We start from the raw sequence: 7,401 nt of genomic DNA, 5'->3' as shown, positions 1-7,401 counted from the left end.
CAGTCGAGCCTATTCCATCCATTCTTGATGCGTAATGATCAACCATTGCCAAAGCCAACAACACCGATGCCTTCTTTAGATCTTCTGGCGAAACCGCCCGCGGAAGAAGAACCCGTCGATATGTTTGCCCTTGAACAGACTTCACGTCTGATTGAAGTGCGTCTGAATGATTATCGCATCAAAGCGGATGTTGTTGGGTTTTCACCAGGCCCGGTTATTACACGATTTGAATTGGATTTGGCTCCGGGGGTTAAGGCTTCCCGTATCTCCAACTTGTCGCGTGACCTTGCCCGCTCACTCTCTGCGGTGGCGGTTCGTATCGTGGAAGTCATTCCGGGGAAACCTTACGTAGGTTTGGAATTACCGAATAAAAAACGTCATACAGTTTATCTGCGTGAAGTCCTGGACTGTGAAAAATTCCGTGACAACCCATCGCCATTAACTATTGTTCTGGGGAAAGATATTGCAGGTCAGCCAGTGGTTGCTGATTTGGGGAAAATGCCTCACTTACTGGTCGCAGGGACAACGGGATCGGGGAAATCAGTGGGGGTCAATGCAATGATCCTCAGTATTCTGTATAAAGCGAAACCGGAAGATGTTCGCTTTATTATGATCGATCCGAAAATGCTCGAGTTGTCGGTTTATGAAGGGATTCCGCACTTATTGACGGAAGTCGTCACGGATATGAAAGATGCGGCGAATGCGCTGCGTTGGTGTGTGAACGAAATGGAACGTCGTTATAAGTTGATGTCAGCTTTGGGCGTGCGTAATCTCGCCGGCTATAACGATAAGATCAAACAAGCGGAAAATATGGGGCGCCCGATCCCCGATCCTTTCTGGAAACCGGGTGACAGTATGGATGTAACTCATCCTATGCTGAAAAAAGAGCCTTATATCGTTGTCATGGTTGATGAATTTGCTGACTTGATAATGACGGTAGGGAAAAAAGTGGAAGAATTGATTGCGCGTTTGGCTCAGAAAGCACGCGCCGCAGGTATTCACTTGGTGCTGGCAACACAGCGTCCTTCCGTTGATATCATTACAGGGCTGATTAAAGCAAATATCCCGACGCGCATCGCATTTACCGTTTCCAGTAAAATTGATTCTCGTACCATTCTTGACCAAGGTGGTGCAGAATCATTACTTGGCATGGGGGATATGCTTTATCTGGCACCAAACTCTTCTATTCCTGTACGTGTTCATGGCGCATTTGTTCGCGATCAGGAAGTTCATGAAGTTGTCAACGACTGGAAAGCCCGTGGTCGTCCTCAATATATTGATAGTATTATCAAGGGTGGAGAAGACGGTGAAGGTGGTCTGGGATTGGATAGCGATGAAGAATTGGATCCTCTGTTTGATCAGGCGGTTCAATTTGTGACCGAAAAACGTCGGGTTTCTATTTCCGGTGTACAACGACAGTTCCGCATCGGGTATAACCGAGCAGCCAGAATTGTCGAACAGATGGAAGCACAGCAGATTGTCAGTACCCCTGGTCACAATGGCAATCGTGAAGTCTTGGCGCCTCCGCCGCATGAACATTGATAAGTCACTTTTAAATGCGGTATCGGCTATTAATGCTGATAATAAATATGAATTGAAGGTATCTCGCACATGAAAAAACTGATGTTGATTGGTTGTCTGATGATGGGTGTGAGTGTGGGTACTGCATGGGCTGATGCCTCGCAGGATCTACAAGGTCGCTTGGGTAAGGTGAATAGCTTTCACGCCAGTTTTACCCAAACCGTCACTAGCAGTGACGGTTCAGCGATCCAAAACGGTGAAGGGCAACTTTGGGTCAAACGTCCTAATTTGTTCAACTGGCACATGACATCGCCTGATGAGAGTGTCTTGGTTTCTGATGGAAAAACACTGTGGTTCTATAACCCCTTTGTTGAACAAGTGACCGCTAATTGGTTAAAAGATGCTGCAGGCAATACACCATTTATGTTGATTGCCCGTAATGATTCTGCTGACTGGAAGCAATATAACGTTGTACAAAGTGGGAATAATTTCGAGTTGACGCCTAGTAACGCCAATGGAAATTTGAAACATTTTTCAATCACTGTAACGCCGGAGGGGACTATCCAGAAATTTACAGCGGTTGAACAAGATGGACAAAAAAGTGCTTATCAATTAAAAGGGCAGCAAAATACCCGCGTTGATGAATCAAAATTCAAATTCACCATGCCAGAGGGCGTCACGTTGGATGATCAGCGTTAGTGAGGTTTAAGTGAACAATCTTTCACTCGATTTTTCACAAAATGAATTTCAGCCACTGGCCGCGAGAATGCGGCCAGTCACATTAGATCATTATATCGGTCAGCAACATTTGCTAGCGGAAGGCAAACCTTTGCCACGAGCAATCCGCGCGGGTCATCTTCACTCCATGATTCTGTGGGGACCACCAGGAACGGGGAAAACAACGCTGGCTGAAATTATTGGCCATTACGCGCAAGCCGATATCGAGCGTATTTCTGCGGTCACATCTGGTATCAAAGAAATTCGTGAATCCATAGAGAAAGCGAGTCAAAATCGTAATGCAGGTCGCAGGACTATCTTATTTGTTGATGAAGTCCATCGATTTAATAAAAGCCAGCAAGATGCCTTTTTACCGCATATTGAGGATGGCACGATCACGTTTATTGGTGCGACAACCGAAAATCCTTCCTTTGAATTAAATTCAGCCTTGTTGTCACGAGCTCGTGTCTACTTACTGAAATCACTGTCAGCAGCCGAAATTGAGCAAGTGCTTTTTCAGGCTATGAATGATAAAGAACGTGGCTTCGGTGGGCAAAATATTGTGTTGCAGGACGACACCCGTCAGATGGCCGCAGAATTGGTTGCAGGTGATGCTCGTCGTTCATTGAACTTGCTGGAAATGATGTCAGATATGGCGAAAGCCAATGCACAGGGGCAACGAGTTCTGACACCGGAGTTACTGAAAGAGGTCAGCGGGGAACGGAGTGCGCGGTTTGATAATAAAGGTGATCGGTATTACGATTTAATCTCAGCCCTGCATAAATCAATACGTGGTTCAGCGCCGGATGCTGCGCTTTATTGGTACGCCAGAATCATTACAGCAGGCGGTGATCCGCTTTATGTTGCCCGTCGTTTATTAGCCATTGCATCTGAAGATGTGGGTAATGCTGACCCGCGAGGTATGCAGGTAGCCATTGCCGCGTGGGATTGTTTTACACGAGTAGGCGCGGCAGAAGGGGAACGGGCGATTGCACAGGCCATTGTTTATCTCGCATGCGCTCCGAAAAGCAACGCGGTTTATATGGCATTCAAGGCCGCGATGGTGGATGCGCAAGATAAGCCGGATTATGACGTTCCTGCACATTTGCGCAATGCGCCTACCAAACTCATGAAGGAAATGGGATTTGGTGAAGCATACCGCTATGCCCATGATGAACCGAATGCTTATGCTGCTGGTGAAGTTTATTTCCCACCAGAAATGCGAGAGACTCGCTATTATCATCCGACAGCCAGAGGGCTGGAAGGTAAAATCGGTGATAAATTAAACTGGCTAATTGAACAGGATAAAAATAGCCAGATAAAACGCTACCGCTAATGCCATTGATACGGTAAGGTTTATGCGGTAAGGGTATATGTGTCGGCTTGGTCAATCCGAGCTGATTTCACCACTTTTTTCTCAATAACAATTTTTTCAATAACAAGCACAGGAATAGCATGCTCGATCCAAATATGCTGCGTAATGAGCTAGACGCAGTCGCCGAAAAACTGGCTCGCAGGGGTTATACCCTTGATGTGGAGACGCTGTGTAAACAAGAAGAGCGTCGTAAAGTTTTGCAAGTTGAAACTGAAACCCTGCAAGCAGAACGTAATTCCCGATCGAAGGCTATTGGTGCAGCGAAAGCCCGTGGTGAAGATATTGAACCACTGCGTCAGGAAGTGAATCAGTTGGGAGAAAAACTTGATTTAGCGAAAGCTGAATTGGAAGCATTGCAGGCAGAGATCCGTGAGCTCGCATTAAGAATGCCTAATATTCCCGATGATTCCTCTCCTTATGGAAAAGATGACAGTGATAATCAGGAAATTAGCCGCTGGGGCGAGCCACGCCAATATGATTTTGAAGTTAAAGATCATGTATCACTGGGTGAATTAACCAACGGTCTTGATTTTGCCGCTGCGGTAAAATTAACGGGTTCGCGTTTCGTGGTAATGAAAGGTCAGATTGCTCGTCTGCACCGTGCACTGGCACAGTTCATGCTGGATCTGCATACCGAACAGCATGGTTATCTGGAAACTTATGTACCTTATCTGGTTAATCATGAAACGCTGTATGGCACTGGTCAGCTGCCTAAATTTGGTGAAGATCTGTTCCACACCAATCCATTGGAAGAAGAAACCGGCAGCAACTATGCCTTGATTCCAACTGCGGAAGTGCCGGTTACCAACCTTGTCCGTGGTGATATTCTGGATGAAAGTGCATTGCCACTGAAAATGACGGCGCATACACCTTGTTTCCGCTCTGAAGCGGGTTCTTATGGCCGTGATACTCGTGGCCTGATCCGTATGCACCAGTTTGATAAAATTGAATTGGTTCAGATTGCCCATCCTGAAAAATCAATGGATGCTCTGGAAGAACTGACTGGACATGCAGAAAAAGTATTGCAGTTATTGAAACTACCTTACCGCAAGATGTTGCTATGTACGGGTGATATGGGCGCAAGCGCAAGAAAAACTTACGATCTGGAAGTTTGGCTGCCAGCGCAGAATACTTACCGTGAAATCTCATCATGCTCTAATATGTGGGATTTTCAGGCTCGTCGTATGCAAGCACGTTTCCGCAGCAAAGATGACAAGAAAACCCAGTTAGTGCATACACTGAATGGTTCTGGTCTGGCTGTGGGTCGTACTCTGGTTGCAGTGATGGAAAACTATCAGCAGGCAGATGGCCGTATCGAAATTCCAGAAGTATTGCGTCCTTATATGAAAGGGCTGGAATATATTGGTTAATTACCCATTATTCTAAATAATAAAAAAAGCGCCGTGTTGGGCGCTTTTTTTATCGGTAATGATTTATATCCATCCTCTTTAAGTTCCTTTTGTAAAAAATATTTTATATTGAACCTATCAATTTTCAGATTCTTCAGATTCTTTTGATTCTGCATAAAAGATACTACGATAAGACGTATAGTAAGCTGCCAAATAAATAGGTATGGTAATAAATAGCCCTAAGCCTAATGGGATTATGGAAAGAGTGATGATCATATTCATTAATAAGAAAAAGATAAAACCACCAAGAAGATTCTTTTTCACTGCATTGAAACTCATTGATATAGCATCACTGAATTTTAAGCCATTAATGACAATCAGTGCAGGAGCAAACCAAGTATAAGCCAGCCCAAGGATAGAAAAAAACATTATAGCAATATAGATCAAAATAAATATAAAGAAAATGAGAAGAACCATGGCTATATCAATCTCACTACCTTGTCCGATAAGGTAAAATTGATATATTCCTACGCTACCGATAACTATGGCTGCGAGTACTCCAACAGTTAAAATAAGAATAGTGAATATGCCGACAGCTAGTAGTGAACCAAAATTTTTTTTGAACCCGTGGAAAAATAATCCTATATTAAAACTACCCTTTTTTCTATATTCCTCACAGATAGCCATAAAACCACCCATGAAGACAGGGGCAATAAATAAAGCAATGAGGTTGATAAATGGGACCAATAAGATAATGGTAAAGCAGATAAGATAAAGGAAAAGCAATAGTATCCAATTACCAAGATTGGGTTTAACTATTTCCCATGAGTTTCTAACCCATTCTATTGCGGCATTGGCTCCTGCTGCACGCCCATTAGGAATAAATGTCTCCTTATCTTTGGTTAAGGAAGTATTTCTCGACCTTGAACTGAAATCAATATTTTTATTGTTCATTTTTTATTCTTCTAAAGAGTGTTATTTATTGATTTTGAGTTAAAATTAAGATAGTTATCTTTCATTATTATTCCTTGTTATTAATTTATTTTTTGTATCTATTTAAATATATAATAACTTTATAAAAAGGTAGCAAAAAAGCGCAGGAATAGCGCTTTTTTGCTTATCGATACTTATTAAAAATTCATTAGCTGATTAAACTAGATTTCTGTTCTTTCACTTCTTCCGCATAAAAAATACTGCGATAAGTCGTATAAAAAGTTGCCATATAGATGGGCATAGTAATAATAAAACCCAAAAATAACGGGATCGTGGAAACGCCAAACAGAATGCCCATCAGTAAGAAAAACAAGAAGCCACCGAACAGGTTTTTCTTCACTGCGCTCAGGCTCATTGACACAGCTTCACCGAATTTCAGATCATTAATGATAATCAGAGCGGGTGCAAACCAGCTAAATGCAAGAGAAACCACACTAAAGATAGTTATAACAACTAGTGCCAGCATTATAGAAGAAAGGCTATCTAGTAACAGTGTTGGATCTGAATTAGCATATTGGCTGTCTAAAATTAGTTGATATATACTTGAACCACCAATAATGACAGCAGCGATAACACCAAGCAAGTATATACCAAGGGATAATCCACCAACAGCCACTAATGAACCAAATTTATTTTTGAAACCGTGGAAGAGTAAGTCGATTTCAAAGTTACCTGTTGTTCTCTGTTTTTCAGCGGCAGCGATGAATCCAGCAATAAACACAGAGCCAAATAAAGCTGCAAAAAGACTAACGAATGGAATAAATTGAAAAGCCATAATGATAAATGAATAGATTAAAGTCAGCAGTATCCACATCATTGGTTTTGCTTTAACCATTTTCCATGCATTGCCAATCCACTCTGTTGCCGCTCCAGCCCCCACTGCTCGACCACCAGGAATGAATGTGCTCTTTTCTTTGGTTAGGGAAACGTTTTTTTCCCCAGAATTGAAATTAATATTTTGATTGTCCATTTTTTTCCGATTTATCTTATTGAACGGTAATTGCCAAATTAATTTTCTCTACAATCATCCCATTAACACATTTTGTTAGAGAAACTCATAAATTATCATATAAAAATTACTGTTCAACAAGCATTAATTGTGATTTTGATTGGGGGATTAATATACTAATTTTGCCTATTTTTCGGAATATACAGAATTTTTTATTTCTTTTGGTTAGGCTGATTATGTATAACCTATTGATTTATTTAAGTATGAAATGAAATTTTTATATTTAAATATGAAATATTGTGTATTTTTAGATGAAAATATTCTTGTCAGATAAAATTTAAGTTTTAGTTTATTATTCTCTATTTAATAGATAAGCAATAGAAATATTATTCACTATTTGAGTGATAGAATAATAATTTATATATACGCAATTAACTTGAAGAGGCGGGTTTTAAAATCTGGAAGTTATCAGTCAACCGAGTGGTGAGCTCTTTCGC

Annotated in this window: 6 protein-coding genes; 4 read left to right on the top strand and 2 right to left on the bottom strand. The window is 41.6% G+C overall.

The features are described 5' to 3' along the window. From NXS07_RS10910 to serS, 4 genes are all read left to right on the top strand, one after another. Positions 1-1,542, top strand: a 1,542-nt coding sequence (locus NXS07_RS10910) for a DNA translocase FtsK (RefSeq protein WP_258086735.1), incomplete at its 5' end; no start/stop codon positions are given. A gap of 69 nt (positions 1,543-1,611) precedes the next feature. Continuing rightward, complete coding sequence (gene lolA, locus NXS07_RS10905; protein ID WP_038201018.1) at positions 1,612-2,220, top strand: outer membrane lipoprotein periplasmic chaperone LolA; 609 nt, start codon at positions 1,612-1,614, stop codon at positions 2,218-2,220. A 10-nt stretch (positions 2,221-2,230) separates the two neighbouring features. After that, positions 2,231-3,574, top strand: a complete 1,344-nt coding sequence (locus tag NXS07_RS10900) for a replication-associated recombination protein A (RefSeq protein ID WP_038201016.1) — start codon at positions 2,231-2,233, stop codon at positions 3,572-3,574. Between the two features lie 119 nt (positions 3,575-3,693). Further along, a complete protein-coding gene (gene serS / locus NXS07_RS10895) occupies positions 3,694-4,983 on the top strand; it encodes a serine--tRNA ligase (RefSeq protein ID WP_038201014.1) in 1,290 nt (429 codons plus the stop codon). Between the two features lie 117 nt (positions 4,984-5,100). Here serS and NXS07_RS10890 read toward each other — a convergent pair whose 3' ends face one another. Together NXS07_RS10890 and NXS07_RS10885 are read right to left on the bottom strand one after the other, a co-directional pair. Further along, the gene (locus NXS07_RS10890) at positions 5,101-5,916 is read right to left on the bottom strand and encodes a BPSS1780 family membrane protein (protein WP_258086734.1); all 816 of its coding nucleotides are present in this window, start codon (positions 5,914-5,916) and stop codon (positions 5,101-5,103) included. 187 nt (positions 5,917-6,103) lie between these two features. Further along, complete coding sequence (locus NXS07_RS10885) at positions 6,104-6,925, bottom strand: BPSS1780 family membrane protein (RefSeq protein WP_038206326.1); 822 nt, start codon at positions 6,923-6,925, stop codon at positions 6,104-6,106. Between the last annotated feature and the right edge of the window lie 476 nt (positions 6,926-7,401).

It is taken from the genome of Xenorhabdus bovienii, assembly GCF_024721015.1.
Lineage (GTDB): Bacteria > Pseudomonadota > Gammaproteobacteria > Enterobacterales > Enterobacteriaceae > Xenorhabdus > Xenorhabdus bovienii.
The sequence above is the reverse complement of the archived record's forward strand: the minus strand, read 5'-3'. Positions and strand labels throughout refer to the sequence as shown.

What these genes read in the sequence shown, in the direction of transcription:
- serS (WP_038201014.1), top strand. Translation starts at nt 3,694, where the DNA reads ATGCTCGATCCAAATATGCTGCGTAATGAGCTAGACGCAGTCGCCGAA.
- NXS07_RS10885 (WP_038206326.1), bottom strand. Translation starts at nt 6,925, where the DNA reads ATGGACAATCAAAATATTAATTTCAATTCTGGGGAAAAAAACGTTTCC.
- NXS07_RS10890 (WP_258086734.1), bottom strand. Translation starts at nt 5,916, where the DNA reads ATGAACAATAAAAATATTGATTTCAGTTCAAGGTCGAGAAATACTTCC.
- lolA (WP_038201018.1), top strand. Translation starts at nt 1,612, where the DNA reads ATGAAAAAACTGATGTTGATTGGTTGTCTGATGATGGGTGTGAGTGTG.